Source organism: Bradyrhizobium sp. 186, from assembly GCF_023101685.1.
Classification (GTDB): domain Bacteria; phylum Pseudomonadota; class Alphaproteobacteria; order Rhizobiales; family Xanthobacteraceae; genus Bradyrhizobium.
In genome coordinates this window covers 1,073,100-1,099,677 of sequence record NZ_CP082164.1, presented here as the reverse complement: position 1 = coordinate 1,099,677, position 26,578 = coordinate 1,073,100, and the positions used below count along the sequence as shown (strand labels likewise).

Below are 26,578 nucleotides of genomic sequence, written 5' to 3'. Positions count from 1 at the left end.
GTTGCGTCGTTTTATGAAGATGAAGGCAATGCCCAAAAACGAAAATGAAAGGTCTAGATGCCCGCACCGGAAGGCGTATGGGCAGACCGCTAAAATATCTTGATAGGCTGCATCATCAGCGCAGCCTTTATTGGTCTCGCGTGCCTCTCCAGGGTTTGAACCTCACCAGCCTTGTATGGCTTGACATCTGTGCCCCTCTGAATCGGGGTTTGTTTGCTATACCCTTAATTTCGTCTTGCCCTCGAGAGCTATTGTCGCTCACTGGCGAACACATCTCTCGTTCGAACTCAAAAAGGCGGAGCTTTCGTTTCGGCAGTGCAAGAAGGGCCCGTATGATCATGGCGTGCGCTCAACGCCAAGGTAGCCTTCCGCCGATGGGGATATGTCAGCGCGGCTCGTTGCCGCCCGCTTCATCGCCAGGTGCTCTTTGAGGATACCGGCTTGTCTTTCAAAATTCATCGCTCGCCACCTCCGCGGATATTGAACGTATTCAGGCAACAGACCGCTCAAAGCACTTGATCCTTACGGAGCGTCATATTGTAAGAATTTCAAAGTGGGTCGCGACGGTCTGACCGGCCGTACGTTCGATGCGGGCAGTAACAGTTTACGCAGCCGTCCTGCCCATTGATAGACATTTCGCCATGAGTCTTGGCCGATGTCTCTTGCGACAGGTGGGACAATGACGTCCAAGTCCGTTGACGTATGTGTAGTTGGCAGTGGCGCCAGTGGCTCAATCGTCGCCCACGAGATCGCCCGAAAAGGATTCCGGGTGCTCGTCCTCGAAGCAGGCCGGACGCTTCCCGCCGGTGCCTCACTGGCAACGGTTCGAAACGGCGTCGATGATGCCGCCCTGGCGCGCTCTCCTACCGGTACATTGAGGCCGTTGGGTCGACCCTGGACAGTCTCGGCGCTCGGCGGTGGGTTGACATTGTACGCAGGCATCGCATTCCGCTATCGCACCGTCGATTTCGACGCGAGAGCGCATGTCGCCGCGGACGCGCTCGATCCGGTCTGGCCTGTCGATTACGATATACTACGTCCCTACTACGAGGAGCTCGAACAGCGGATCGGGATAGCTAGACTAGCTGGTGCCGATCCGCTCGAGCCCCCCAGCGATCCCGCCGTGCTGCCGCCGCACAAATATAGCTTGCAGGGCGAACTGATCGCGACTGCGGGCGGACGTCTCGGCCGGCTGCCATTTCCCACCCCGCTGGCAATCAATTCTATCCCGTACCGCGGCCACGCGGCTTGTGACCGCTGCGGCCCCTGTAACGAACACCTCTGTCCAAGCGGCGCGCGGGCCGATGCGCGGTCCTCGTTCACTGACGTCTCCTTGCCGCCGGGCGCGCTGTCGATCGCCCCTGGCAGCAAAGCTGTACATATCGCGCTTGGTAGCCTTGGCCGCGCGGACTCCGTGGAATGGCTGGACGTGGTCACTCGGCAGCGCGCCCGGGTCCGCGCCCGCTGCGTGGTGCTCGCTGGCAATGCGATTCAATCTGCCGCCTTGTTGCTACGCTCAGCGCAGCGAGCGGCGCCTAACGGCATCGGCAACGCCAGTGGCATGCTCGGGCGCGGCATCTGCTTCAAGGTCAGCGGCTACGTGTCTGGCACCGTCACGATCGACCGCGTGCCTTCGCATCCGCCCGGCGGGCCGTTCTCAACCGTTGCAATGACCGATCATTACCTCGACGCCGAGGCACCCTCCGGGCTAGGCGGACTTATTTACGAAGCTAGTCCGGCACAGCGGGAGGTCCGTGGCCGAAACGTCACGCTGAGAGTGCATTTCCTGGCGGCCGACCAACCTATGCGCAGCAACGCGGTTCGACTAGCTAACAGTCACGATCAGCTAGGCTTGTCCAACATCATTCTCGAATACCGGACTCATCCACTGGACAAACGGCGATTAGGTTATTTGTCCCGGCGCGCGTCGGACCTGCTTGGTGCGGCGGGCGTGAAAAAGATCGCTTACGAGGAGTCCATGTATCAGTTCGGTAGCGGTCATCTGCATGGTGGCTGTCGAGCGGGGAATGATCCAAGGGAGTCCGTGGTCGACCGCTGGGGTCGCGTGCACGACATCGACAATCTCTACGTCGCGGACGGCGGGTTCTTCCCGTATCCCGGAGGGGTCAACCCGACCTTCACCATTCAGGCGAATGCGCTGCGGATCGCGCGCAGAATCATCACGCAACTGGCCTGATCGGCTGAGACCGGAGAATTCTTATGTTCAGCACGCCCCATGCCACGTTGGCGGTGACGGATACGCACAAATCGGCACTGCGCCGTGCCTTACGGGTTACCGCGTCAGAGAAATGGGATCTCAATCGGCGTTTTCCCCTCGTGATGAGCCGTGCCTCCGGCGCGCATGTCTGGGATGTCGACGGAAGACGATACGTGGATCTCACCTCCTGTAGTGGAGCTGCACCGCTCGGAGCCGGATATGAACCGGTCGTCGATCATGTCGTCTCAGAGCTGCGCCGCACCGGCGGCATCCTGCCCGGGCCATTGTCCGTGCACCGGATCGAGCTGGCCGAACGGCTCGCGGAGATATTCCCACGAGCGCAACGCTCGTTGTTTTTCCGCACCGGCTCCTGCGCTACGACCGCCGCAATCCGCCTAGCTCGCGCGCACATGGGTACGAATCTGGTGCTTACCAGCGGGTATCACGGTTGGCACGACTGGCACTTGCAGAACCGTCCCGCGATGGGGCTACCCGACCGGGACCGGGACAGTGTCGACTTCCGCTACGATCTCGACCTATTCGAGAAACTTTCCGGTGAGCAGCGCGTCGCCGCGGTAATCATCACACCCGAGGTCAACTTCTTCCCACCCGAATATCACAGGGAATTGCAAAATCTCGTCCACCGGCGCGGCGCCCTGCTTATCCTGGACGAGGTTATGACAGGATTCCGCTACGGCCTCGGCGGCTATCACACCGCGGTCGGGCTTGCACCCGACCTGATCACACTTAGCAAGGGACTGGCCAACGGCATGGCACTTTCGGCGGTCGCAGGGCGAGCGGAGGTGCTCAACGCCGCCGAGAAGACCTACCTGGGCAACACCTATCAACGCGAGATCACCCCATTTGCGGCAGCGCTGAGCACCCTGGACGCCCTGCGCAACGGCGCCGCGCTCGCCCGGATGCGACAGGTTGGCATGCAAATTATCAACGGTCTCAACGGGGTCTTCGCTAGCCAACAGGTGCGGGCTCGCGCGTTCGCATGGCCCACGATGTTCGACGTCGTGTTTGCCAACGCCGATCTTGGTTTCGCGTTCTTCCAGGAGATGTGGTCGCGCGGCTTCCTTATGCAGTACGGTGGCCGTTTCATGCCGTCTGCCGCGCTGTCCGATGCAGACGTGCAGGCCGCGATTGAAGCCGCCGGGCAGGCGTTGCCGGCGGCTCTGGTCCGACTAGAGAGTACTGGCCGCGATACGGACCTGATGGCCGCGGCGGTGCGGTTTGCCGGTGATCACTTCCTCGCAACCGCGGATTCGGTCCGGCGTTGGTTCACCGAGCCGAGCCATCCATGAACACGAGAAGTCGAATAGGGGACACCGCCATGCCCGAGGCCGCCGCGTTCTCCACCTCGCCGGTTCTGCTCGGGGGCGATAACCGGTCCGGCACGACCTTGCTGAGCGTCGTGCTGGATTCGCATCGCGATCTGGTCGTTGGGCCGGAGATCGATTTCCTAGAACCGCCGAACCTCGGCCCGCATGTCCTGGACGCGACCGACTTGCTCGCTGCTAATGACCCACGGGTCACCGGCATTGTCAAAAGCGCAATCGACCCGTTCTGGTATGACGGCGCGCACTTCGTAGTGCAATGCCTGCGGTTCGGCTTGAACTTCGACGACGTGCGTAGACTCGTCACGAACGTGATGAAGGAGTTAGCGAGCGACATCGTTTCGTTCACCGACAGATGCAGTCTGATCAACGAGATTGGTGAGTTCCGCAGAGCGCAAACCGGAGCCAAGCGATGGGGCCTGAAGCTGCAACGCAAGATCGCCCAAATCGACGTCTTCGCTGGTCTGTGGCCAGATGCGCATTTCGTGCACATCGTACGCGATGGTCGCGACCTAGCGGCCTCGCATTTGAGAACCGTACCGGAGTGGGGTTACCGGACCGTAGCTGAAGCCGCGCACGGCTGGCGCGAGATTGTATCTCAGCCGCATCGCCTCGCGCCGCCAGAGCGCTATCTTGAGGTTCGCTATGAAGATCTGGTGACGAGTCCCCGCTCCAGCCTTATGCGAGTTCTGAATCACTTGCACCTGCCCTGGGACGGGGCCGTGCTGCGACACGCCGAATGTGAGCACGCATTGTTCGAACGGCCCTACGGCCACCCGGCGGCCGAGTCCACGGGCAAGCCTTTGCACGCCGGTCGCCTTGGTCGCCACACGCAGGATTTGACGCCCGCGCAGATCGCGGAGTTCGAGGGCATCGCCGGCAGTGAATTGGCCCGATTGGGCTATTTGTCGGCCTCGAGCCTGGTCATCGACGCGTGAATCCCGCTGAGATCTCCACAACAGCTCGTGGATTGCCACGCAGCTATTTGGCACTGCTCGCCGGGCGTACGGTGTCGGATTTGGGCTCCGAAGTGACCGTGCTGGCGCTACCGCTGACGGCAATCACTCTGCTGGAGGCCGGCCCGGCACAGACCGGGCTACTGCTTGCCTGCGGCCGGGCGCCGAACCTGATGATCGGCCTGTTCGCCGGGGTGCTCGTGGACCGCCTCCCACACCGATGCATCCTGCTGACCGCCAATTTGGTGATGGCGGTAACGCTCGCAACGATTCCGATTCTCGCCAGCCTTGGGCAACTCGGAATGTTCCTGCTATATATGGCGACCACGCTTGTCGGGACGGCCGCAGTTATCGCCGACTTGGCCTATTTGGCATGTGTGCCGACGGTCGTGGATCGGGCTCGACTCGTCAGGGCGCAGAGTTCCTGGCAGCTCAGCAGATCTGGCGTTGTGGCAGTCGGTCCATTCCTCGCAGGCTGGCTAGTCAGCGCGTTCTCCGCGCCGTTCGCAATTCTCGCCGACTCGGCCTCTTTCGTGCTCGCGACCGCGTTGCTGCTACTGGTGCCAATGCGGGCGGCTGAGCCACCGCCCGCTGGATCAGGTTCGGTACTCGGTCAGATCACGGAAGGACTGACGACGGTGTTTGGCAACCCAATTCTGCGTGCTGTCACGTTGGCCACCGGCAGCTTCATCTTCTGCTACAACGCTTACTCCGCTGTCTTTCTGCTCTATTTGACGAAGCATCTAGCTTTGGACGGCTGGACGACAGGGGTAGTACTCAGCATCGGCGCCCTCGGTGGTGTGGTGGGTGCGCTCACCGCATCGTGGGCCGGCCGCACGATAGGCCTTGGGCCTGTGTTGATGGTCGCCCTGGCGCTCAGCGCCGCAGGCATGACTCTGACAGCGCTTCTCACGCAGCCGCGATGGGCGGCAATCGTGTGCGTGGCGCTTTCGCAGTTCGTGCTGTGGTTCGGTCAGGAGATCTACAACGTACACCAGGTCCTCGTTCGATACGCGCTAGCTCCGGACCGGGTGCAGGGTCGTGTCAACGCGAGCATCCGAAGCGTAGTGTGGGGGCTTGCACCACTAGGTGCACTGCTTGGCGGTGTGGTCGGCGCCGGGCCTGGCCTGCGCACTACGCTATTGGCCAGCAGCGTGCTGGGCGCGGCCTCCGTGCTGTGGATCTGGCGATCGCCCCTACGTCATAAGCACAGCTTGCATCTCTGATCGCTACGGATTGGCAGACAGGGCTGTGTATGAAGATCCCCGAGCTCGGCGATCGCGAGCTACGGCGGCCTGACGTTGTGGCGGATCAACGTAAACTTCGTCGTGGACGGTCTTCCTTCTTTGTGGCGCTCTGGCGGCCACGCCTTGGCACTATGATGCCGTTGAGGTGAGGCCGTTCACACCATCAAGGATGAGGAGATCGACCCTGGCGAGGCTTTTCAAGCGCGCGGCGATGCGACCGTCACCCTTAACCAGACAGCTCATCGATCAGGGGCGGCAGCCGAGTGTGACGATTTTGGCTAGAGTTTTTCGCACCAATTCCCGGCTGTGGAGGCCTCGTGTAGATCCTTCTTCATGTTGGCCACCGAGACTTGCAAGTATGTGGGCCAGGTCCAAGCGAATTGCCTAGCGGCTTGACCCGATCCGCATGCCCGATGACGCTGACGCTCGTCGTGTTCGCGACCATTGAGCCTCTCGCGTTCACGACGTGATGTTCGAGCCGGTCCGCCGCACATTCCCAATCGAGCCTTGAATAACATGCAAAGCGCTCTTCTGCTGCCCCTTCTTGCAGTTGGCACGATACTTGAACTCCCTGCGTCGGCGGCAGGACTCGCCGACCGGCCACAACTGCATGTGAAGAAAGCAATGAACAGCGGTATGTCAGCATGCGTTTCGGAGGGTAACTTGGTGCTGGGCTTAGGATCGCCAGCTCCTCCGATCAAGGTGGAGAACTGGTTGCGCGGCCAACCCCTCGCCAGCTTCCAGCCGGGGAGAGTGTACATCGTCGACTTTTGGGCAACTTCGTGCGCACCTTGTGTGGCGGCGCTGTTCCCTCTGGCCGAGCTACAAGAAAAATACAAAGACAGAGGAGTTGAGGTCGTAGGACTCGCTATTTATGAACGGGCTGCGACAGTGGACGAGGCTCGAAGCAAGTTGGACGCATGGCTGACCGACAAGGTGCCGAATCTCAACTACCGGATGGGGTTCGACTGCTCAGGCGAAATGCACAAGCTCTGGATGGAACGCAGCTATACTGCCACGATTCCCACCTTGTTCGTCGTCGATCGTGACGGCCACATCGCCTTTATTGGCTCTTTGAAGCAGCTCGATGACATTCTTCCAAAAATTTTGAACGGCGCGTGGCGCACCAGCGATAAAGCTAAAGCCGCCGATGCGGAGCGGATCGTTAAAGGCGAACGCCTCCTCAAACTTATGCGCGCGCTGGAGGCGGGCGATTGGGCGAAGGCGCTTTCGGTTGTCGAAGAGGCCCTCGCTGCGATGCCGGACAGCCTCAACTACCGCATGCTCCATGCGGATCTGTTGCTTCATAAACTGCGTGACTTGCAATCCGGCTTGCAGGTCATGCGCCAATTTGTTCGGGACGCGATCGACAAACACTCTGAGGAATGGATGGGAGAGGCTCTGCACCAACTCTTCAATCCGGCGAATGATAACTCCCACTTCCCCCGGGCCGAGCGCCTTGAGATGGGCAAGGAGTTGTCCGAACACATCCTGGCGCTGAATCCTCCGCAACGGGGCGACGGCCTCAAGCACCTGACCTATCCGGCGGTCGCTCAGTTTTGTTACGAGAGCGGCAACAAGGATCGCGCGATCGAGTTGGTTGAGGCGGCGCTGAAGTCGCTGGATAGTTCTGAGCAGGTTCCGGTTGAACGGAAACAGCACGACATCTCTTTGTTGGTTCAGGCGCTGGCCAACTACAAGGGTGAGAAGGCTTGCCACGGCGCTGTTCGCGCAGCTCCACAAGACAGATTTCCCAAAGCTTCAAATTGATCTGAGGCCGACAAACTGGACCATCTTTGGCGAGAGTTTTCGCTGCCGAATCCCCTCGGCTGGGAGGAGCGACCGACGATGAAGGCCTCGAAGTTTTCGGACGGCCAGAAGGCGTTTATTCTCAAGCGGGGCCATGACGGTCCCGGTCGCGGACAACTGCCGCAAGGCCGGGATCAGCCAAGCGACCTACTTCAATTGGAAGAAGAAGTGTGACGGTCTGCTGCTGACCGAGATGCGTCGGCTGAAGCAACTCGGGAGAAGAACGTCAAGCTGAAGAAAACTGGTCGGCGATCTGTCGCTCGACAAGTAGATGCTGCAGGACGTGATCCGCCGAAATGTATAGTCTGCTCCGCCTGTGCAACGCTCTTAAGCGATCCGACTTCGAAAGTCTGCGTAAATGTTTCCGGCCTCTCGCTGACCGATCTTACGCCACGACCCAAACGAGTGCGTAGCCTTCGCCCTCAAACAGGTCCGGCGAGCACCAAGTCCACGAATCTAACGCATGTGCTGTTTTTGGGAGATTTGACGCGAGGCTTTCCCGCATTTAGGTATGTGTGGGCGCCAGCATATGCGCTTGGCAGACGGTAATTGTGCCATGCCTGACATGGCTGGCGAAGCAAGCATCATGAACTTCTATTTCCGGCGCTGGCTTGCGGACTACGTGGAGTATCATCGCGCCCCATGGAGTTGCGCGATGCACGTTTTGGGCATCCTGTTCTTCTTCCTGGCTCCCCTCATTCCTCTTAGCCTGTGGGTCCTCACAACGTGCGGGATCAAAATCCCCGTGCCAATTATCGCACTCGCTCCGGCGCTGACCTTTTGGCTTGTGTTCGACTTCGCGCTTGGTTTCGTTATCCTTGTCGCTGCGGTCGCATTGCTTGAAGCCGCAGCCGTGATCCTCAACCATGTGACGACCGCCGGGATGTAGTCGCTTACTGCTATCCTGATGGTCACAGGCGCTGCATTGCTGATCATTGGGCACTTGGTGTTCGAGCGCCGGCGGCCGGCGATGATCGACAATCCTGTCCATCTGTTGGTCGGACCGATGTTCGTCGCAGCGAAGTTGGTTGTCGCGCTCAGATTTCGGGACGATCTCAGCATTATCGTCGGGAAACCTCGCCAGTCATCTTCCCGGCAAACTAAGCTTTCTTGTTAGGTCGCTTCGCTGCCAAGCTCGGGGGTTACCGTCTAAGCGGCGTGCAAGAAGGTCATAGCGATTCTGATTCCTTCCGTATTTAAGACCTGTGCAAGCCAGGCGCCCGATAAAATTCATTCGCCAACTCAGTGCGGTTGCCCGTCGCCTCGGCTGATGAATTCCAACACCGTCTCAGCGCGCTCATAAAGGCGGCTGACGAGGTGGAAGAGAAGCTGACCGTGTCGCCCTCGTTCGGCACGCCGCTTCGTTGCGAGGCGCCGGAGCGAAGGCGTGGAACGTCTATTCGGTCTTTCTGACCCCGGATCAGGATGCACGCCGAAGGCGCGAGATCGAGCGCATCGAAGAGGATTTCTCTTTGACCCGAAAGATCGCCAGGGCCTCGATCACCACAGCCGATGACATTGAGAAGGCGCTTCTACCGCTGCTGTCAATACGCTCCAGGCCGCTGCTCGGCGCGTCGAACTTTGAAACGAGACTGGTACCAGGCTGAAGGACATTCCTCCCGATGCCGTTACCGCGTTCCTCAATGAAACCACACCGGCAGAGGTCGCTCGCATTTTGGGAGCGACATCATGAGGCTCGATTTCATCGAAGTATGCGGCTTTCGCGGCTTCAGGGATCTCGTCCGGATTAATTTCGGACGGGGCTTCACCGTCATCACCGGTCGCAACGGCGTAGGCAAGAGCACACTGTGCGATGCGGTCGAGTTCGCGATCACAGGCTCCATCGACAAGTACGCCGTCGAGAAGGCGGCGAAGGAGAGCCTTAGCGATTACCTTTGGTGGCGCGGCGAAGGTGTTCCCAAAGCTCACTACGTCACCGTCTCGTTCATCGACGACAACGGAAAGCCATTTACCATCACGCGGACGCGAGAATCCGGCTCCGATCGCACACCGGAGGAAATCCACGCCGCGCTTTGCCGTGGTCCTGCGCCAGACAACGCGCTCAGGCAGCTCACCCGAACGTCGATCATCCGCGATGAATGGATCGCCGCGCTCAGCCTGGATCTCACCGAAACGGAGCGGTTCGATCTCGTTCGCTCGGCGCTGGGCGCATTGGAAGGCTCCGAAGCGGGTAGCAGAGCAAAGGAAGTCGTGGCTGCCGCCGAAGCCGCGTACTCTAAAGACGAAGCCGCCTACGAGGCTGCCCGTTCGCGGCTGGCGGACAGACTAACGCAGCAGTCTGAGACACAAGCTGCGCTCAGCCGATCCGGGGACGTTTCCGGCGCGCTCCAAGTGATCGCCGCCGCGGCGCCAGGTGCGCCCACCGAGCTGACGGCGCGACTGGCTGCAGGCCGAAACGCGCTCGCGAACGGACGAGCCCGATTGGGCCGAATGGGCGAAGCGCTTCAACTCGGTCGCGAGGTCGCGTCGGCGCAGGCGGCCTATAACGCTCCGGAGGCTGTGGCGAACCGCGAGGCCGCATCGGCAGCGCACGAAGCGATATTTTCATTGCGGGAACGACCGGACATGATCCCCTCGGTCTTTTCCAAGGAGTTGGATGGTATGTGGCCCGAGTTCATGCAGCATGACGCAACCGCAAAGCTGTATTTTGGGAGATCAGTATTTTTTGATTACCTGGATTATGCTTTTGGAGCACTTGTCGATGGCGAGGTCGTCGGACGCGCGTTCGGTATTCCATTCGCTTTCAACGTTGAGGGCCGCACCGAATTGCCAGACGGCGGTTGGGATCAGGTTATCCGTTGGGCTCATGAAGACAGGCTTATTGGGCGCTCGCCAACCACGATGTGCGCGCTGGAAATCACTCTTGTCCCCAAAACAAGAGGCAAAGGCTACGCGGTGGCGATGCTGGATGCGTTGAAGGCATGCGCGAAGAAGATGGGCTTTGCTGAAATGTTTGTCCCTGTCCGGCCCAGCCAAAAGCAACTCGGCTCCCGGATGCCTATGCGCGAGTATGTCGAATTCCAGCGCGCCGACGGTTTGCCAATCGATGCATGGCTACGAACCCACGTTAGTATCGGAGGCAGAATAGTGAAGATCGCCCCCTATTCCATGACCATCGTGGGGACGATCGCGGAGTGGTCACAGTGGACGGGGGCCGTGTTCGAACGTTCAGGCACAGCAGAGGTCGAGGGCGCATTGGTACCAGTGCTTGTGTCGGTTGAGCAGAACTATGGAGTTTACGTGGAACCGAATGTGTGGGTCCGACACCCGTTATGAGTTGACCACCTCACCCCTGATCAACGAAGGTCTATCGAGCCAAGGAAGGTCGTTCTGCGATGTCATGAAGCTAGCAATGGTTAGCTCGCGGCAGAGTTCGCGGCCTCCCCTATTTTTTTATGAGCATGCCGGATAGATTTGTTGCGTTGGAAGCGATGGAGACGCGGATGAACAACAACATCACGTCCATTTCAGAAGGAAATTGGTCTACGTTGAGCTCAAATCAGCCTCCTCGTACTCCGTAAGAAGTGCAATCACCTGTTGGTGTGGGTGACTTGCCGTTTGCCGCGAATCTGGCCGCCTGTTCTTCCAATCGTCCTTGGCTCTGCCACGATACGCCTCGGGCGGATAGGCCAACACTCCGTCATTGGCTCAGGTAAATGAGGCATCGCCCATGTAGCGGCGGCGTCATTGGTAATGAACCTCCCTGTGGTTGCCGTCTGCCACATCCAGGCAAGGGTCAGCAGGACATTTGTTCATCGCCATGCAAGCCGTGGAGGAGCGCAGGAAGTGCATCGCACGTCGGACGTGGTCCGCAGGAATTTCGTAAGGGCTTAGCCGCGACCCTATCGATGCTGGCTGGACGTTTTGAGGAACCGCTATGGCATGAGGTCGTCAATTTTGCTTTGGGGATGGTCCGTGATGATCGCCTCGAGTGTTTCGGCGATGTAGGCGACCGGGTTGACGTCGTTGAGCTTACAGGTCGCCACGATGGATGCGAGCAAGGCCCAGTTTTCGGCTCCGACCTCATGACCAGCGAAGAAGGCGTTTTCTGGTCAAGCAGATCGGCCGAATCGCGCTTCCACCGGATTAGTAAGCGCGAAGCTGATACCCTGGCTTCAGAGTTAGAATGAATGTGCGAAGAAGCCTCCGGCTTGGAACGGAGGTTTGGATGGGATTGGACAGCAAAAAGGACGTCCATTTGGGCGGCTCACCGGTAGGGCCGGTGAGCCGGCTGGAGGTCCTCGAAGGACCGTCGGGGCGCCGTGTGCGTTCGGAGGCTGAGAGAGCCCGGATCGTCGCCGAGAGTCTGCTACCTGGTGCCCAGGTGTCCGAGGTGGCGCGCAAGCACGGAGCGACGCGCTGGCAGATTACGATTGGCGACGCCGCTTTCGACAGCGAGGCATGTTGGCGCCGTGCGAGGCATCGCAGTAGACATTCGCACCGCTGGTCGTGGAAAGCGCGTTGGAGGAGCGTCAGGTTCCGGCGATCAAGCTTGAGATCGCGATCGGCGATGTCGTGCTGCGGACGGAAGCATCTCCTGCACCTTCGCCGCAAGCCCATCGTGGCCACAGCGGAAGTCGATCGGCCGCGTCTTCTGCATCGGCTGGTCGACTGGTTTACTGAATGCGGCGTCGAGACCGTCGTCATGGAATCGACCAGCGTCTACTGGATTCCGATTTTCGAGCTTCTCGATGCTCGGGGATTTACCGTGTTTCTTGTCAACGCGCGCGATGCCAAGCACGTGCCGGGGCGAAAGACCGATGTTAGCGATGCGCAATGGCTGCAGCGGCTCCATTCATTCGGGTTACTGCGGGCCAGCTTTCGGCCCAAAGGGCAGATTGCCGAGCTGCGAGCCTACGTGCGTCAGCGCGAGCGTCTGCTGGAGTACGCGGCCTCACACATCCAGCATATGCAGAAGGCCTTGATGGAGATGAATCTTCAGCTGCACCAAGTCGTGCGGCCACACCGCGCGACGACAACCATTCAATGCAGCGGCCCATCGATCGCGACCGCCTGCAAAACGCTCCCGGTCTCAAATTGCCGCCGATGCGCAACCAGCACGTCTCCGCTTCAGATACACAGTCTGCCGATAGCTACTTGCGATCGCGAACAATCCCCATAGCCTCACCACCGTGCCCACCCTTCCGCGCCTTCGTTCAATCCGGCTTCAATGAGGTCGCGTCACAGGCGTCTGCCGTACGTTCGCGTCTGCGCGACCTCACAGAACCCTCCAGATTCCCGAATCAGATTTTCAATGATTCATGGGTGGTCGGCTTTTGGGGGGCCGACCATGGTGGACACGAAGTCGAATTGGGAAGACGAGCTTGGGAGCTGGCTCAAGCCATTCCTGGATCGTTTAGGGCACAAGGCGCGGCGGCGGATGTGTCCGCTTTATATCTCGGGATTGATTGGACCGGGCGATCGCAAGAGCGTCCAGCCAATGGCGGAGCGGCTGGCACCGGGCGAGTATGACCAGTTGCACCATTTCATCGCTGATGGCCTCTGGGATGTGGCGCCATTGGAGGCGGAATTGCTCGTTCAGGCCGATCGCCTGGTCGGCGGCAAAGATGCGGTGCTGGTCATCGACGACACGGCGATGCCGAAGAAGGGCGATCGTTCGGTTGGTGTCGCTCCACAATATGCCTCGTCTCTCGGCAAGACGGCTAATTGCCAAACATTGGTGTCGCTGACGCTTGCGCGGGGTGAAGTGCCGGTCATGGTGGCATTGCGTCTCTTCGTTCCCGAGAGTTGGACGAGCAATCCGGTGCGTTTGAAGCGTGCGGGCGTTCCAGTCGAGCACCGCGCAGCGCGGACCAAGCCAGAAATCGCCTTGGCGGAGATCGATCGCGTGATGGCAGCCGGTATGCGCTTTGGCTGTGTGCTGGCGGATGCCGGTTACGGCCTCAGCGCGCCGTTCCGTCAGGGGCTCACGACATGCGGCCTGGCCTGGGCCGTCGGTATCCCTCGTCACCAGAAGGTTTATCCGGTGGAGGTTAAATTGATCTGGCCGGTCGCCGGTCGAGGTCGTCCCCGCAAGCGGCACATTCCCGATGTATTGTCGACGGCGGCCGAAGACATGCTGGCCAATGCTAAGTGGCAAAATGTGAGTTGGCGAAACGAGACCAAGGGCCGGCTGGAAGCTCGCTTCGCCGCGGTTCGCGTGCGGACCGCTGATGGACCTCCGCAGCGGATCAAGGACATGGGCCAGCAGCATCTTCCGGGGGACGAAGCCTGGCTCATATCGGCGAACACAGGACGTCGGGAGAGAAGAAATATTATCTCGCCAATATGCCGGCCAAGACGAATCTGCGCACGTTAGCTGCCACGACCAAAGCTCGATGGATTTGCGAACAGGCCCATCAGCAGTTGAAAGAAGAACTCGGGCTTGATCACTTCGAGGGACGATCCTGGCAGGGCCTTCATCGTCATGCGCGCATGACCATGACCGCTTACGCATTCCTCCAGCATCGCCGTCTCGCACAAGCGGGGCGGAAAAAAAGAATCAACGGTCCACCGCCTCAGCCGAGCCTGCCGGCCGTACGCCAAGCCATCGTCGATCTCATCGTTCAACCACGACCTCAGCGATGCCCGTACTGCAGAAGACAAATCGGCGGAAGCAGCGGCGTGAATAAATCTGCCAAAGTAGTGCTAGCTAGAGTCCAGACTCAATTGAGCCAATATGCGACGAGAGCGGCGAGATGAACAGCGGCCAAGAAATTCCGGGCGAGCTTGTCGTATCGGGTGGCGATGCGGCGGAAGTCTTTGAGCCTGCAAAAGCAGCGCTCGATGACATTTCGGCCTTTGTAGGCGCGTTTGTTGAAGCGATGGATGACGACGCGGTTGGATATGTTGGGGAGGACGGGCTTGGCGCCGCGACGAAACAATTTCGCCGCGAAGGTTGTCGCCGTCATACCCTTTGTCAGCGAGGAGCGCGCTCATGGGCGGCGCGAGCGCTAGAACATCGGGCGCCGCCGCGATATCGGCATCCTGGAGAAGTGGAGGCCCCACGATATGCCGCCTTTCCGATTCCCGCCGTCACCAACTTTGGGCGATAGCTCTTTGGGTTCTTCACGGACGACTATCATCTATTGCTCGATCTTTTCCTCCCTATTCCAGGAAAACGTGAATGTCGTTCTGCTTGCCTGATCGCCCCAGAGTGGCCGTGTAGGGCACATCATGGATCCTGATGTGGGTCTGTGGTCGGTCCGCGTTCGGCAGCACGTTATGCCAGTGCATTCCGCGCCGGAGGTTCTCCGGCGCCGGTTGATTGCCGTGTTGCCAACTCGGAGGGACGAATCCTCCTAAGTCTTGCGCTGGCGGCATGTACTGTGGCGCGAAGATCGATGTCCCGAAGCTTTGCTCCCATGATGGTGGCGGATTGACGCTTTGCACTGGCGAATGGGCGGGTAACGACAAATCCTGCCAGAAGTTCGCTGTATTCCAGCTATCGGCGGGAGGCTGGCCGGCTTGATCCACTCCACGCCAAAACTCTGGCGAATCGACAAGTTGCGTTGAGGGTCCCGGTCGATCTGCTATCGATGTCCCGAAGCTTTGCTCCCATGATGGTGGGCTTGGCGGATTGACGCTTTGCACTGGCGAATGGGCGGGTAACGACAAATCCTGCCAGAAGTTCGCTGTGTTCCAGCTATCGGCGGGAGGCTGGCCGGCTTGATCCACTCCACGCCAAAACCCTGGCGAATCGACAAGTTGCGTTGAGGGTCCCGGTCGATCCGCTGCAGCCGCCGCTCGCGCACTGCTGGGAGCGGTCCTCAAACGTCGTTGGAGTTGCTGCCGATCGGCGACGAGGTTGTCGAGGTGCAGCACGGCTGGCGGCCGTCTTTGCGCCAGTCGCCTAACAAGCGCCCGCGTGCCGTCAACCACGAAGACTCCGCAATCCCAACCGTTCCCCTGCCGGGTCATGCGGACAGGCTCCAGACGCGTACCCAGCCTTTGTGCGAGCATTTTTGCAAGCTTGTCGTTGTATCCCCGGAAGGAGTCATAATGATAGGCAACCGGCCGTTCCCGGTCGCTGCGATCAACGAACAGCAGCGACCAATGGGTGCCGCGACGATGACGATCCGTAGCACTGGCATCGTTCACTGGCACGAACAGGAAGTCGGCTGTGTCGTTACCGTTCTGATTATGGACGATGCGCTGGAATGCGCTTAGCGCGACGCTCTCGGGGCCCAAGCGCAGATGATAATTGGCTATGAGGGGATCCACGAACCGCGTCCGGGCGGCGAGATCTGGATTGTTCCCCTGCAACTCCTGCTCCAGGAGCTCGTAATCCCTCTGGATATGCTCGTCGCCCAGCCAATCCTCGGGGCCAAGCGATAATTCGCTGCGGCCTTGAATCGATGGATCAACCTGCTGCAGCGGCCAGGTTGATCCGAACCCGGTAGGTTGATCCAAGCGGCCCTCCGGACCGGCCGATTCCCGCCCACTTGCCTGCTGAGGGGACAACCCCGACGCCGCGTTCGCCTCAACGACCTGTAGGTACTGCCCAAGCCGCTTGAAACCCACGGAAAATCCTCTGAGGGCTTCGGTGCAGTCTCGGAAGTCTTGGTAATCTATTTTTAACGACCATTTCTGCTGATCACTGCCGTTGAGACGGCTCGCTATGCTCTCCCTACCCCTTGTTTGCAGCCAATCACTAAACCTACGTTGATTTATGGCCATATTCCGGACAGCTTTCCTCTGGGAAGTCGAGTCCGGTCCGAGCTTGCTCAGCTCTTCGTTGGCCAGGCCATCAATCATGCGGGCGTCGTCGGGATAAGGATGATGATGCTTCAATTGGGGCTCGGTGCCTAGATACTGCCGAAGCCGATCGAAACTCACGACCACTTTTCCCTCGGCTTTGGTAAAGGCCCTGTAATCCTCCATCAACGACCGTTGCTGCTGATCACTGCCGGTGAGTCGGCTGACTATGTTCCCCCTACCCTCCCTTTGGAGCCAATCACTAAACCTACGTTGTTTGCTGGCCCGTTCCGAGACACCTTTCCTCTGGGAAGTCGAATCCGATCCGAGCTTGTTCAGCTCTTCATTGGCCAGGCCATCAATGAGGTGGGCGTCCTCGGGATAAGGATAATGTATTTGGCGCCCCATCAGGCGCGGCCCGGGCCCGACGGCTTGGAGTTCTTGCTCGTTAGGCGCGAACCTCCTGAAATGAGACAGTGCCGACTTGAGACGGTTATGATTATCCCCACCGCCTGCCCTGTAATCCGCGATATCAGCGGCTAGTGACTCTGGATCGTTTAAAAGCCGAGAAGCCATCGAACCCCTGTTCTCTGCTCGGAGCCAACGAGCAAACCCCCTAAGAAGCCCTAAATTGGTCCTGAGGGTACCATCGCAAACCCTTCCGTCCCCTCGGCCGGTGCTACCGTCGGGGAGAATTTCGTATCCTCGGACTGCTTCCGCGAACTGCTCGATGCGGGCCTCGTCTTCGGGATGCATGTCCTGGCCAGCGGGGCGACCACGCTTGGCGAAATCCATCCGAAGCTCTGAAGAGGCCACCTCGGATGTCGAGCCGCCGGACGACTTTTCGCCACCACTTCCTCCGAAGACTTTGCCGAACCCTGACTTAACACGAGAAAACAGTCCACGGCTTTTGCTATCCTTCGTCCGCGCCGCAGGCTGCGGTTCCGATGGCGCTGTGTAGCGCGTGCTACTGAACAACCGGTCACGCAAGCTAGACTGCGAGGCCGTCGCACCCGCGCCAAGGTGAGCGCTAGGAACATCGACACTGTGACGCGTGCTGCTGAACGAATTGTCCCGCAGGTTGGACCTTGGCCGCATTCGCATCGAACCACCAACGTCCGTACGCTGGATGTTTTCATGCGACCGTGCGGCTGGAGTGTCGGGGGAACTAACCCCGGAACTCTCCTCAGGAGAGCTGAGTTGCAGCTCGCCCAATTGCTGCTCGAAGCCAGCTTGATCCGCAGGGTCGACGTCGGCCTCTTGCCCCGCACGCTGCAACTCCTGCTGCTCGGCGTACCAGCGCATCCAAGAGTTCGGATCGTTATAGATCGGTTCCACACGACTCTCCTTAGATGAGAAGACTCTTCATAGCTGCCCCGGAGCCACACTCCGGCGCACTGACCACAGAGACTCCGGCTTCAAAAAGCCGGACGTCAAGATCGCCAAATTGAACAAAAAGGGACTGTTATCGCGCGCCGCTCCGAGCTCGTGCATTACTCACACCTGCCCAGCCTTGGCTGCTGCAGAAGAGCGCCCCGGCTTCCTGGGCAACAGGTAACCGCTCGCCAAACCTCAAAACAATCCAGGAGAAACGAAACCCAAATACTCGCACAATCCAAAAAGCCACGGTGTTGCCGCCCTCCTTCCGGGCAAGTTCGCATGCGGCACATCGCGATCGAAATTGGGCCGCCCCATTGCTGTTGGAAGGCGTCCGGGTTTCGATACTTGCACTGCAAGCTCTGCTTCCTCATCAGTTCTTCAGTTCAACGTCCTCACATTCGCTACAACCAACCGAGCCTCTCCGAGTGATCATGACGCTTCAGAGCGAAGACCGCATGTATGATTCAGACTGTACAACCTGACGCTACGTAGACTTCAAGCCCCAGTGCTGTCGCGTCGAGCCTGGTTGGCTTTCATACCCGTTTCAGGATGCGGCAAATCCTCGCAGCTTGGTGATCTACCGCCGCTTCAAGGACCTTAATGCGCCAGGCGCCGCCGCCGATGAATACCAAAGACGTGTTGGCAGCGGCGTAAACGCGAAGCTTTGGCCGTTCAGGCTTGGAAGTTCCAGGGCATGAAAGTATCGATCTGAGAGATCGGCCAGCGCCGCTTTATCGATGCGAAGTCCCCCGAACATCATACACCGGCGCTGACCCAGCATAACGCTGCCGCGGTCGCAGCGATAGACAGCGGGTGGTCACGACTGTAAAAACCCTGACGACGGCCTTGCAGTTATCCGCAGCATGGCGGCCGGCCGCGGTCCAGGTCTTGCGCATCCGCGCGAAGCTGCTGGCGGTGAGCGCGTCGACGATCGATCTGGCGCTGGGCAAGATCCGACAGGAGGGTGGACGCCAGCGGCGCCGGCCGGTGGCGAGCGCATTGCGACGGAGCATCACGGTACGGACGTCCGCCGAATGGAAGGATCCGGCGCCGGGCTTTGTCGAAGCCGATCTGGTCGCCCACAGCGGGCCCTCGGCGCGCGGCAGTTTTATCCAGACGCTGGTGCTCACGAATGTTGCGACCGGTTCGATGGACTGTGCGCCGTTGCTGGCGCGCGAGCAAACGCGCCTGAGCACCGTGTTGACAGAACTTCGCCGACAGCTGCCACTCTCGCTGCAAGGCATCGATACCGACAACGATACCGTGTTCATAAACGAAGCGATGAAAGCGTATTGCGAGCAGGCGAACATCGAGTTCACGCGTTGCCGACCCTACCGCAAGAACGACCAGGCGTTTGTCGAACAGAAGAACGGAGCCGTAGTCCGACGCATGGTTGGTTATCGGACTCGAGGCGGCTGCGTTGCTCGCAGAACTCTATCGCTCAGTGCGCCTGTTCGTGGACTTCTTGCAGCCGTCTTTCAAGCTAATAGCGCGATGGCGCACGCGTCCGTAACCGACGACGCCGCATCAGCGGCTGGCAGCTGACCCACATACCTCCGATGCGGTTCGGGCCCGACTGCAGGAAATCTGCTTCAGCTTGGACCCGGTCGCGTTGCTGCGTAACATTCGGTCCGCGCAGCAACGTCTGGCCGACCTTGCCGACGTGAAGTCGTTGGGCGATTCGATTACTGCGGCCCCGCCGATCGACTTCTTCCTCGCCAGCTTGCGAACGGCTTGGAAAGAGCGCGCCTCTATCGAGGAACTGCAACCGACCCGCTATATCTTGGCGACGTCTCACGTCCTGACACCGGATAACAAGGCTGTTCTCGCCGAAATTATCGGGCCCTCCCTCCAATCTGAGAGCGATATCCTTGGCCCCGCCGAACTGAACCGGCTGCTTAGGGACAACCGCGATATTGAGAAGGCTCATATCAAGCTTTGGCTTTCAAGCGCTGTTGTCCTAGACCAGATCGTCAATGCCGCGCTGAGCGGGTTCACTAACGCGACCGAGGACGAGATCGAGAGGAAGGTTAAGGTTTACGCTCAGAACCCGAGTTTTAAGGAAGCCTCCGATCTCCTCGAAAAGCGAAACGTCATCATTGTGTCTGGGCCACCCGGCGTTGGAAAAACGACGCTTGCTGAAATGCTGGCTTACAAATATCTGGCGGAGAACTGGCAGCTCGTAGCTGTTCGTGACCTGGATGACGGATTCGCAAAAATAGACGATAGAAAAAAGACAGTATTCTTCTTCGACGACTTTCTGGGCCAAGTACGGCTGGACCTGCAGACGTTAGGTCAGCAAGACGCTCATCTGCTAAAATTTCTGGATCGCGTCAGGCGTTCACCGAACGCGCGCTTCATTCTAACAACCCGTGCTCATATTTATGAAGAGGCAAGAACACAATCTGAGCGCATGGATGACAAGAAGGTCGATATCACAAAATACGTCCTAAACGTCGGCAAGTACCCGTCATGATATCCAGGGCGGAGTTTTCAGCAGTCGTTCTGCCTACCAAATTTCATTCAACCTGTAAGCATTCGAGATCGGAAATGCGCATTCTGTTTATCGCATTCATTTTTCTGTTCTCCACGGCGGCGCTGGCGGACACCAAGCCGGTCGAAGTCAAGATCACGTGGAAGGGCGACTACGCTCACAACTCTGCAAAGCACTGGACGAAGGACAATCCCTACGACAGCGGCTTCAGCAAGAACTTCAAGAACGGCACGCCGCAGGAGTTCGGCGACGTGCAGAAGGACGGCGAGTTGAACGCTTTCGTCTACTCGCCCAAGGATGCGAAGGGCCCGGTGCCGTTCGTGGTCGTCATGCATGGTTGTGATGGCATGACCACGACGGAGAAAGAGTGGACGGCTCGCGTTGCCGACGCGCTCAACAAGGGCGGCTTCGGCGCGCTAGTGCTCGACAGCTTCACTACCCGCTATGTAAATGAAAGTTGCGGCGTGTCGGACCTGCACTGGGGCAGGCGTCGCGCTGACGATGCCTTCTCAGGGTTCGACTACCTCATCGATAAGAAGCTGGCAAAAGTCAACGAAGTCTACATCATGGGCTACAGTAACGGGGGCACCACGGCACTGGTGTCGATGACGACACAAGAGTCTGATCATCCGCACCATTTTGCGGCGGCATTCGCAGTTGCTCCAGGCTGTAGTCCGTCTTTGCAGCATTCCGCCCTTTATACCGGCCCGATTAAGATTTTTATGGGCGATAAGGACGATGCAAATAATCCGGAGTGGTGTCGAGAACTGACAAAAAGGAAACGGTCAGTTCCGGTGCAGATGATCGAATACCAAGGTGCCAACCACGGGTTCGTGCTCGACGTACCGTCCCATGTTGGCGATCATGGTTGGGCTCTGACCTACAATCCAGTGGCGGAGAAGGACATGATGCAGACGGTTCTCTCCGCAATCAAGACGAAGAAATTCATCAAGGGAATCGAGACCAGATGACGACTAGGCCGTCGTGGACGACACTATCCGCACTTCAATAATTTTCATTCTCATCCATGCCGCGCCTCAGAAAGACAAAGCCTCACTTCAAACTGCCCGATGTCACGCCCGGCAACTGGCGGGGAGAAATAGTTGGCGGCGGCACTCTAAACTTCGGGCAGGTTGTCCAAGGGGGCCACCACGTCAGTCCGTCAAGTTCACGTATATGATCATGCCATCGGTGCTACCATGCCGAAGGGCACTTCACTTTGCCCCGGTGATCCGCGTCAGCCCCCGCCAGTATTCAGGAAGTTTGCGCTCTAAGGATTCAACCAAGATCACCTACGCCATCGTGTCATTCTGCCCCGAAGGCCGCCTTGCAAGAGACGGGAGGCTGTGAAGACAAAGTCGTGTGACCCGTCATACGACTTTGTCGAGCCGCCTTGAGGTGATTTCGTCGGTACTCGTCCGAGGACGGCCGTCTTGCGAGTTCATCCGGTCTGTAGCTGACTGTCGGTATGGATATCCTTACTGATAGTCGCCAAGTGCGTCGCCTTGAAATTGTGGAGACTGGTCGGCGTCGGCGCTGGTCGGCTGCCGAGAAGCTGCGGATTGTCGAGGAAAGTTTTTCGGGTCCGCGGCTGGTGTCGGCGACAGCACGGCATCATGGGCTTTCGAAACAGCTTCTGTTTTCGTGGCGCAAGGCCTATCGCGAAGGACAGCTTGGCGGCTGTCAGGTAGGTGGATTTGTGCCGGCCCGGATTGTGTCGGAGGTCCAGTCGACGACGGAGCATGCGGCACCGGCGGCGACTGGCACTCTGGAGGTCGTGACCGCGAATGGCCGACGCGTGATCGTGGATCGCAACGTCGATGTCGCGGTTTTGCTACGGATCATGCGAGGGCTGGAGACACTACGGTGATCCCGATCCCGACGGGCGTGCGAGTGTGGCTGGCGACGGGCCATACCGACATGCGGTGTGGCTTTCCGAGCCTGGCTCTGCGCGTGCAGGAAGTGCTCAAGCGCGACGCCATGGGCGGCGGTCTTTTCTGCTTCAGGGGCAAACGCGGCGATCTTTTGAAGGTCATTTGGCACGATGGCCAGGGAGCATGCCTGTTTACCAAAAGACTCGAGAGAGGAAGGTTTATCTGGCCATCGGTTGCCGGTGAATCGGTAACGAGCGCAACCCTCAAGAAACCCAGCGTCCGACGCGGGTCGGATAGCCACTTTTACGGTTTGAATCTGCTGCTTGATCTGATTCAATGGCTTCATGATATCGAAGCCGGACGATCTTCCATCGGACCTTGTGAGTGCCCTGGCGGCGCTGCAGGCCGAGCGTGCGGCGCGGCTGCGAGCCGAGGCGGTGGCTGCCAGTACGCGGGCGGAGCTGTCGGACAACGAGGCGCTGATCGCGCATCTTGAGCTGCGGATCGAGAAGCTCAAACGCGAACTGTACGGGCAGCGCTCCGAGCGCACGGCACGGCTGCTCGAGCAGCTGGAGTTGGAGCTCGAAGAACTCGTCACCACGGCGAGCGAGGATGAGCTTGCCGCGCAGGCCGCGGCGGCGAAGACGCAGAGCGTCCGCCCTTCATGCGCAAGCGGCCGGTGCGCAAGCCATGGCCGGATGACATCGAACGCGAGCGCGTCGTCATTGAGGCTCCAACGACCTGCGCCTGCTGCGGTGGATCGCGGCTGGCGAAGATCGGTGAGGATGTGACCAAGACGCTGGAGGAGATCCCGCGCCGCTTCAAGCTGATCGAGACGGTACGCGAGAAGTTCACCTGCCGCGATTGCGAGAAGATCAGCCAGCCGCCCGCGCCGTTCCATGCCACGCCGCGCGGCTTCATCGGCCCACAATTGCTGGCGACGATCCTGTTCGACAAGTTCGGCATGCATATCCCGCTCAACCGCCAGAGTGCGCGCTTCAAGTGCGAGGGGATCGACCTGCCGTTGTCGACGCTGGCCGACCAGGTCGGCCACGGGACCTTCGCCGTCATGCCGCTCTTCCACTTGATCGAACGCCATGTGCTCGCGGCCGAGCGCCTGCATGGCGACGACACCACCATCCGTATCCTGGCGAAGGGCAAGTGCACGACCGGGCGGATCTGGACCTATGTGCGGGATGACCGGCCCTTCGCCGGGCCTGCGCCGCCGGCGGCGGTCTATTACGCCTCGAGCGACCGACGAGGCGAGCATCCCCAGAAGCATCTGGCCGCCTTCGCCGGTATCCTGCAAGCCGATTGCTACAACGGCTTCGAGCCGCTGTTCGCCCCGCGGAAGAAGGTGCTGCCGATTACGCCGGCGTTTTGCTTTGCCCATGCGCGGCGGGGCTTCTTCGAGCTGGCTGACATCGAGAAAAATGCTCGGGAAGATAAGAAGGGCAAACCGGTCTCTCCGATCGCGCTGGAGGCGGTCAGACGCCTCGATGCGTTGTTCGAGATCGAGCGCGCCATCAACGGCCGCGGCGCCGACGAGCGGCGCGCCGTGCGCCAGGACAAGGGCAAGCCGCTTCTCGAGGATATGCACGCCTGGTTGCTGCGTGAGCGCGAAACCCTCTCGCGCTCCTCCGAGGTCCTGAAGCCGATCAACTACATGCTCAGGCGCTGGGACGACTTCGCCCGCTTCCTCGACGATGGCAGGATCTGCTTGACCAACAATTGTGCTGAGCGCGCATTGAGAGGCATCGCCTTGGGAAGGCGCAACTGGACCTTCGCCGGCAGCCAGCGTGGCGCCGACCGTGCCGCCATCATGCTGACGATGATCACGACCTGTCGCCTCAACGACGTCGATCCCAAGGCCTGGCTCGCCGACGTCCTCGCCCGTATCGCCGATCTTCCCGCATCGCATCTGCACGAACTGCTGCCCTGGGAATGGAAACGTCTGCGCCAACCCGACAAGCCCGCCGATCAGCAGGCTGCCTGACCTTCTCGCAACGCCATCATAGAGCTCGCCGCGCCCGCGCGCATGCGTCAATCAGGCGGTCTTCGTCGTATGCGTACTTTCGTCGCGCGCGCGGCGACGCTGGACGCTGGACGAGAAGCAGCGGATTGTCGCGAAGAGTTACGCCGGTTCGCGGTTGGTGTCGGCAACGGCGCAAGGAAATCGCTGAGAAGGCGGCAAAGCAGAGGTTGTCAAAGTAGCAGGGTTATCTTGACAGATTGGCTGGCAATGAAAAAATTCCAGATGTCTTAACCCTCTGCACGGCCCGCTCGCGGACCGCGCGAGTAGCATGATCTACAAACGCCAGGATCTTTGGACCCGAACATTCGGAGTGTTCGACCGGTTTTGGACCTTGAAAATCCAAAACCAGTTGCTGTGGACAAGTCTCAGCGGGGCCTTGCTTTGACATTCCACCACCATCCCAATGATTCGTTAATGGGCAGTATCTTCTTTTGCTTCCAGGTCTGCAATCACTTTCGATTCGTACTCAACAGGCCCGTCTAATGGCACCCGAAAAAGGGGAACAGCCAGTTTTGGTGATTGTCGAGCGAATTTGCCCCCGATCTTCCGGTCCGACTTCTTCTTAAATAAGGTCAAATAGTGCTGCGGGGCTATGCCGTCATACTGCCTAAATACGACCCGCTTCTTATCCTCGGGGTCTTCGCTTATGGCATCGTTATGCAGAGCTATCGCTAAGCTTTTTCTGTAGGGTTCGATATAAACTACGGACGAAATGCCTGCGGCAACTATGTGCCGCGCGCAATTGTGGCAGGGATACGTTGTTGTAAACAACGTTGCTCCGACGAGAGAATGCCTTCCTTCACGCGCAACTGCCAATATCGCTTCCATTTCCGCGTGGACAGCACGCGAAAATTCGGTCAGATCATCAACCTCATTTCCTCTGAGTAGTTCACGAACTTGGGCCTCCGTCGCATCCTCTTTGAGTAAGCCGGATGAGGCGATCACTTTCGCTATACTCTCCGAGATTCCGGAGCGGCGCATATCGTTGTGACAAATTTTCATACCCCACTTAAAGCAGCGATGGTCGCCGTCTTGGATGCTTTCTTTTTCGGGGTCCCATCGAAACTGATCATCCTCCGTGTATATGCCGCCCTTAAATTTTGGTACGTCATTCCATCCCACCGAAATCAATTCCCCGGAAGATGAGATTATTGCTGCTCCAACTTGCCGAGACATACAGGCCGAGCCCGCCATCGCTGCGGTCGCTTCGTACATTGCCGATTCGTGTCGAGTGGGAGTATGAATATTGGTGTCAAACACAATTTCCATATACCGGTGGAGTCTTCTTTCGAGTTCATCAGGTTTCTTATCGTTACATATAAAAAAATCCGCTTGAGTGAAAATCTTTCGCGTATTCTGGCCAAAAGTAGCAATTTCGCCAGCATCTCGACTAATGACAGCGCGCACTTCGCTGTCCACGGCCCCATCGTTCAACAGCCGCTGTTTGCGCATTTCGTCTGGCGCAAATACGCCAATAACACACAACGTCTCACGGTAGATTTGGCGAAGTAACTCTAGCTCTTCTAGGTTCTTTATCGAATCAATTATGTAAGCCCTTCGTCCAGGCAGCATCGTCCCGTTTGCTGCGTATCCGTTTTTCCCTTGGCGATATTTGGCAATGCTCTCGACGGCCTTCTCGGCTAGATAATTGCTACCGAATTTTTCGCGAAGTTTATTTCCGGCGTTCTGCATATGTGTAATGTACTGACTCAGCGGGGCAGGAACTTCGCCGCTAGACACTCGGTGAGCTTCGTTTCGGATAAAGTTGCTCAACTTAATGACGGGCGCAACTTCGTACCCAAAATGATGGGTCAGAATCTTTTCGATGAATACCGCGGAGGTAGAGACCCCCGAACCGACCGGGCCAACCAGCGCTATTACTAGCTCCTCGGACATTCGGTCGGATATGTCTGCTGCTAAAGTTCGTTGATCGGCAGATGGCTTTCTTAGTAGAACTGGCTCTGGCATTAATCCCCCCGGCACAACCTGATAGTGATGAGTATTCCGATTTCCCGGAAAGCCTGTAAAGTCTTTGACACGAGGTAGCGAAAGCGGTTGACGGAATGGCGGTTCTAAGAGCTGGTTTAAGGAGTCAAACGGCGGACCCACGCAACTTCTGGGCTGGTTCTGAGGCGAGTAAGCGCTGGCTCAACTGACCTCACGGCACAGAGCAATTGGGAGGCGGCCAACCTCATGAACGCTGCTCTATAGCGACATCCAGATAGCAGCACGAGAAATTCCAGCGACAACCAGGGATGGCCGCCAGCGCATCGCTCATCGTGCCAGAAAAGCACCTTCGAAATCGGCATCGACAAGACTGGGCTGATCAGATCCGTTCGAAGCGCTTAAGTTTTAGGTGGCGACACGGTGGCGACAAGGGCGAAAAAAGTAAGCCGCCCCTCTTGGGCGGCTTTCTCAAAAACCTTATGAAATCAGAGGCTTGTTTGGTTGCGGGGATAGGATTTGAACCTATGACCTTCAGGTTATGAGCCTGACCAGCTTGC

The 26,578-nt window shown here is 58.8% G+C and carries 14 protein-coding genes and 6 pseudogenes; 16 read left to right on the top strand and 4 right to left on the bottom strand.

Annotation, left to right across the window (positions count from 1 at the left end):
- Window positions 1–679 precede the first annotated feature (679 nt).
- From IVB18_RS04950 to IVB18_RS51880, 8 genes and pseudogenes are all read left to right on the top strand, one after another.
- On the top strand, window positions 680–2,197 hold the full coding sequence (locus tag IVB18_RS04950; protein ID WP_247988157.1) for a GMC family oxidoreductase: 1,518 nt from the start codon (window positions 680–682) through the stop codon (window positions 2,195–2,197).
- Window positions 2,198–2,220: 23 nt separating this feature from the next.
- Window positions 2,221–3,528 carry an aminotransferase class III-fold pyridoxal phosphate-dependent enzyme gene (locus tag IVB18_RS04945; RefSeq protein ID WP_247988156.1) on the top strand — a complete coding sequence of 436 codons (1,308 nt, stop codon included), beginning with the start codon at window positions 2,221–2,223 and terminating at the stop codon, window positions 3,526–3,528.
- A 29-nt stretch (window positions 3,529–3,557) separates the two neighbouring features.
- Window positions 3,558–4,499 carry a sulfotransferase gene (locus IVB18_RS04940; RefSeq protein ID WP_247321901.1) on the top strand — a complete coding sequence of 314 codons (942 nt, stop codon included), beginning with the start codon at window positions 3,558–3,560 and terminating at the stop codon, window positions 4,497–4,499.
- A 47-nt stretch (window positions 4,500–4,546) separates the two neighbouring features.
- A complete protein-coding gene (locus IVB18_RS04935) occupies window positions 4,547–5,743 on the top strand; it encodes an MFS transporter (RefSeq protein WP_247988155.1) in 1,197 nt (398 codons plus the stop codon).
- 537 nt (window positions 5,744–6,280) lie between these two features.
- Window positions 6,281–7,534 (top strand): TlpA disulfide reductase family protein, encoded by a 1,254-nt coding sequence (locus IVB18_RS04930; RefSeq protein ID WP_247988154.1) that lies wholly within the window; start codon window positions 6,281–6,283, stop codon window positions 7,532–7,534.
- A 78-nt stretch (window positions 7,535–7,612) separates the two neighbouring features.
- Window positions 7,613–7,841 (top strand): annotated as a pseudogene (locus IVB18_RS04925) (transposase); the annotation flags it as partial.
- Between the two features lie 318 nt (window positions 7,842–8,159).
- Window positions 8,160–8,462 carry a hypothetical protein gene (locus IVB18_RS04920; RefSeq protein WP_247988153.1) on the top strand — a complete coding sequence of 101 codons (303 nt, stop codon included), beginning with the start codon at window positions 8,160–8,162 and terminating at the stop codon, window positions 8,460–8,462.
- A gap of 800 nt (window positions 8,463–9,262) precedes the next feature.
- On the top strand, window positions 9,263–10,870 hold the full coding sequence (locus tag IVB18_RS51880; protein WP_346732608.1) for an AAA family ATPase: 1,608 nt from the start codon (window positions 9,263–9,265) through the stop codon (window positions 10,868–10,870).
- Window positions 10,871–11,469: 599 nt separating this feature from the next.
- Here IVB18_RS51880 and IVB18_RS04905 read toward each other — a convergent pair.
- A pseudogene (locus IVB18_RS04905) lies at window positions 11,470–11,671 on the bottom strand (transposase domain-containing protein); the annotation flags it as partial.
- A 517-nt stretch (window positions 11,672–12,188) separates the two neighbouring features.
- On the opposite strand from IVB18_RS04905, the pseudogene IVB18_RS04900 reads away from it, so the two are divergent.
- Window positions 12,189–12,551 (top strand): annotated as a pseudogene (locus tag IVB18_RS04900) (transposase); the annotation flags it as partial.
- 333 nt (window positions 12,552–12,884) lie between these two features.
- A pseudogene (locus tag IVB18_RS04895) lies at window positions 12,885–14,226 on the top strand (IS701 family transposase).
- A 33-nt stretch (window positions 14,227–14,259) separates the two neighbouring features.
- Here the strand turns inward: IVB18_RS04895 and IVB18_RS04890 are convergent.
- Both IVB18_RS04890 and IVB18_RS04885 read right to left on the bottom strand, forming a co-directional pair.
- Window positions 14,260–14,584, bottom strand: a pseudogene (locus tag IVB18_RS04890) (transposase); the annotation flags it as partial.
- A gap of 117 nt (window positions 14,585–14,701) precedes the next feature.
- On the bottom strand, window positions 14,702–17,596 hold the full coding sequence (locus IVB18_RS04885; RefSeq protein WP_247991554.1) for a Ulp1 family isopeptidase: 2,895 nt from the start codon (window positions 17,594–17,596) through the stop codon (window positions 14,702–14,704).
- Between the two features lie 969 nt (window positions 17,597–18,565).
- Here IVB18_RS04885 and IVB18_RS04880 point away from each other — a divergent pair.
- The 6 genes and pseudogenes from IVB18_RS04880 to IVB18_RS04855 all read left to right on the top strand — a co-directional run.
- Window positions 18,566–19,424, top strand: a pseudogene (locus IVB18_RS04880) (ISNCY family transposase); the annotation flags it as partial.
- A 30-nt stretch (window positions 19,425–19,454) separates the two neighbouring features.
- Window positions 19,455–20,147, top strand: coding sequence for an AAA family ATPase (locus IVB18_RS51875; protein WP_346732659.1), 693 nt, complete (start codon window positions 19,455–19,457; stop codon window positions 20,145–20,147).
- A gap of 74 nt (window positions 20,148–20,221) precedes the next feature.
- Window positions 20,222–21,136 carry a dienelactone hydrolase family protein gene (locus IVB18_RS04870; protein WP_247988152.1) on the top strand — a complete coding sequence of 305 codons (915 nt, stop codon included), beginning with the start codon at window positions 20,222–20,224 and terminating at the stop codon, window positions 21,134–21,136.
- A gap of 497 nt (window positions 21,137–21,633) precedes the next feature.
- Window positions 21,634–22,035, top strand: a complete 402-nt coding sequence (locus IVB18_RS04865; RefSeq protein ID WP_247988151.1) for a transposase — start codon at window positions 21,634–21,636, stop codon at window positions 22,033–22,035.
- Window positions 22,032–22,535 (top strand): IS66 family insertion sequence element accessory protein TnpB, encoded by a 504-nt coding sequence (gene tnpB / locus IVB18_RS51870; RefSeq protein WP_346732607.1) that lies wholly within the window; start codon window positions 22,032–22,034, stop codon window positions 22,533–22,535. The genes IVB18_RS04865 and tnpB overlap by 4 nt, the downstream gene beginning before the upstream one ends.
- Window positions 22,420–24,035 (top strand): IS66 family transposase gene (locus IVB18_RS04855; RefSeq protein WP_346732658.1). Its coding sequence is split into 2 segments (ribosomal slippage): window positions 22,420–22,696 and window positions 22,696–24,035, totalling 1,617 coding nucleotides; the frame shifts between segments, so codons are not numbered across the junction. The genes tnpB and IVB18_RS04855 overlap by 116 nt, the downstream gene beginning before the upstream one ends.
- 450 nt (window positions 24,036–24,485) lie before the next feature.
- Here IVB18_RS04855 and IVB18_RS04850 read toward each other — a convergent pair.
- Window positions 24,486–25,970 carry an anti-phage dCTP deaminase gene (locus IVB18_RS04850; protein ID WP_247988149.1) on the bottom strand — a complete coding sequence of 495 codons (1,485 nt, stop codon included), beginning with the start codon at window positions 25,968–25,970 and terminating at the stop codon, window positions 24,486–24,488.
- Window positions 25,971–26,578: the final 608 nt, after the last annotated feature.

Excerpts from the sequence above, each read along its gene's own strand:
- IVB18_RS04950 (WP_247988157.1), top strand. The coding sequence starts at position 680 with ATGACGTCCAAGTCCGTTGACGTATGTGTAGTTGGCAGTGGCGCCAGT.
- IVB18_RS04885 (WP_247991554.1), bottom strand. The coding sequence starts at position 17,596 with ATGCGCTGGTACGCCGAGCAGCAGGAGTTGCAGCGTGCGGGGCAAGAG.
- IVB18_RS04930 (WP_247988154.1), top strand. The coding sequence starts at position 6,281 with ATGCAAAGCGCTCTTCTGCTGCCCCTTCTTGCAGTTGGCACGATACTT.
- IVB18_RS04865 (WP_247988151.1), top strand. The coding sequence starts at position 21,634 with ATGGATATCCTTACTGATAGTCGCCAAGTGCGTCGCCTTGAAATTGTG.
- IVB18_RS04940 (WP_247321901.1), top strand. The coding sequence starts at position 3,558 with ATGCCCGAGGCCGCCGCGTTCTCCACCTCGCCGGTTCTGCTCGGGGGC.
- IVB18_RS04870 (WP_247988152.1), top strand. The coding sequence starts at position 20,222 with ATGCGCATTCTGTTTATCGCATTCATTTTTCTGTTCTCCACGGCGGCG.
- IVB18_RS51880 (WP_346732608.1), top strand. The coding sequence starts at position 9,263 with ATGAGGCTCGATTTCATCGAAGTATGCGGCTTTCGCGGCTTCAGGGAT.
- IVB18_RS04920 (WP_247988153.1), top strand. The coding sequence starts at position 8,160 with ATGAACTTCTATTTCCGGCGCTGGCTTGCGGACTACGTGGAGTATCAT.
- IVB18_RS04850 (WP_247988149.1), bottom strand. The coding sequence starts at position 25,970 with ATGTCCGAGGAGCTAGTAATAGCGCTGGTTGGCCCGGTCGGTTCGGGG.
- IVB18_RS04945 (WP_247988156.1), top strand. The coding sequence starts at position 2,221 with ATGTTCAGCACGCCCCATGCCACGTTGGCGGTGACGGATACGCACAAA.